The sequence below is a fragment of the Streptomyces roseochromogenus subsp. oscitans DS 12.976 genome, assembly GCF_000497445.1.
In the GTDB taxonomy this organism is placed as follows: Bacteria; Actinomycetota; Actinomycetes; order Streptomycetales; family Streptomycetaceae; genus Streptomyces; species Streptomyces oscitans.
Genome location: NZ_CM002285.1, coordinates 1,505,278 through 1,507,296, shown reverse-complemented (window position 1 = coordinate 1,507,296; position 2,019 = coordinate 1,505,278). Strand labels below are relative to the sequence as shown.

The 2,019-nt window shown below is 77.4% G+C and carries 2 protein-coding genes; both read left to right on the top strand.

Translation table 11 applies throughout. The features are described from left to right. Nucleotides 1–359: 359 nt before the first annotated feature. Nucleotides 360–1,295 carry a methyltransferase domain-containing protein gene (locus M878_RS56760; RefSeq protein ID WP_209445498.1) on the top strand — a complete coding sequence of 312 codons (936 nt, stop codon included), beginning with the start codon at nucleotides 360–362 and terminating at the stop codon, nucleotides 1,293–1,295. A 225-nt stretch (nucleotides 1,296–1,520) separates the two neighbouring features. Further along, on the top strand, nucleotides 1,521–2,019 hold a 499-nt coding region (locus M878_RS97360), incomplete at its 3' end, for a lysylphosphatidylglycerol synthase domain-containing protein (RefSeq protein ID WP_245238368.1).

The window sequence follows — 2,019 nt, the reverse complement described above, 5'->3', positions numbered from 1 at the left end:
AAGGCCGCGGCCCGTGGCCGCCGCGCCGCGCTCGACGGCTGGGCCGCCACCGCCCGCAGCCTGGCCGGAGTCCTCGCCCGACTCCCCGAAGCCCCGAGGAGGGCGGCATGACCAGGCCGGCGACCAGGACGAACGGAGCGGCGGACGGCATGGCGTCGATTCCGGCCCGGAGCGGGCCGAGGAAGCCGAGGGAGGGGGAGCCGGTGCGTGACGCCGGCCGTGGTGAGGCTCGTACTCCGGCGGCCGGGAGCGCCGGGGCCGCGAGCGGCCCCGTGAGCCCTGCGGCAGCGGACGGATCCGGGAGCGGTCGCGGGAGCTCTGCGGAGGCGGGCGGTGCCGTCGGCGCCGATGATGGCGGAGTGCGTGGTGTGGACTCCTCGGTCGTCGCCGGGGCCGGGCCTGTCGGGCGTCCCGGTGAGCGAGCCACCGTACGGCTGCGCGACGGCGAGCCCGAGGAACCGCCCCGGTATGCGCCCGAATGGCTGCGGTTGCGGGAACCGGCCGACGCGGCCGCCCGCGCGCTGGACCTGCTCGACCCGCTGCGGATCCGCCTGGCCAACCTGCGGGACGGCACCGGCACCGGCGCACTGGCCGTGCACGACCTGGGCTGCGGCACCGGCTCGATGGGCCGCTGGCTCGCGCCCCGCCTGGACGGACCCCAGCACTGGGTCCTGCACGACCGCGACCCCTATCTGCTGCACTTCGCCGCCGCGGCCTCCCCGCGCGCCGCCGCCGACGGCAGCGGTGTCACCGTCGAGACACGGCGCGGCGACGTGGCCCGGCTGACCCCGGACGCGCTGGCCGGTGCCTCGCTGGTCACCGCCTCCGCGCTGCTCGACGTCCTCACCCGTGCGGAGGTCGCCACCCTCGCCGACGCCTGCGCCGGGGCCGGCTGCCCGGCGCTGCTCACGCTGTCCGTCGTCGGACGCGTCGAACTCACCCCGGCCGACCCGCTGGACGCGGAGATCACCGAGGCGTTCAACGCCCATCAGCGGCGCGGCGGGCTGCTCGGCCCGGACGCGGTCACCGTGGCCGGCGAGGCGTTCGCCGCAAGCGGGGCCGCCGTACGGGTGCGCCCGAGCCCTTGGCGGCTGGGGCCCGCGGAGGTGACGCTGACCGAGCAGTGGCTGCGCGGCTGGGTGGGCGCGGCAGTGGAAGAGCGGCCCGAGCTGGGCGACCGTGCCGAGCGCTATCTGCGGGACCGGCTCGCCGCCTGCGCCGCCGGCGAGTTGCGGGTCGTGGTCCACCACACCGACCTGCTGGCCCTGCCCCGGCCGACGGGCGGGGCGTCATGATCACCCGGTCGGCCGCGGCGGAGGCCGAGCACCGGGGTCACCCGAACGGGCCCCCACGCGCGCGTGACGCCCACGAGCGCGGTGCACGCGCGCGTGCCCGACTCCGGCCCGGCGGGCGCGTGCGTGTACGGCGCCGGAACGGCCCACGCGTGCGTGCAGACCGCGGCGGACACGGGGCACGCGACGCACCAGTCCGGCACCGGGCCGGAGGAACCGCCGTCCTCGCTGCCGGATACGGCGTCACCGCTTCCGCAGACCGCGGCACCGACTCCGCCACCCCCGTCCGCCGAGACCGCACCCGAGGCCGTACCGCCGCCGCCCCCCACCCCCCGGCGTCCCGGCCTTCGCGCGCTGCGTACGCACTTCGGCAGTCTCGTCGGTATGGTCATCCTCGGTGTTCTGCTGTGGCGGCTCGGCACCGGTGTGCTGCTCGACGGGCTGCGGCGGATCGACGCCGTGACGGTGCTGGCCGCGCTGGGCATCGGCGTGGTCACCACCGTGTTCAGCGCCTGGCGTTGGCAGTTGGTGGCCCGCGGCCTGCGCATCCGGCTGCCGCTCGGGCCCGCCGTCGCCGACTACTACCGGGCGCTGTTCCTGAACGCGGCGCTGCCCGGCGGGATCCTCGGCGATGTGCATCGCGCGGTCCGGCACGGACAGAGCGCCGGTGACCTGCGGCGCGTGGTCAAGGCGGTCGTCCTGGAGCGCGTCGCCGGGCAGATCGCGC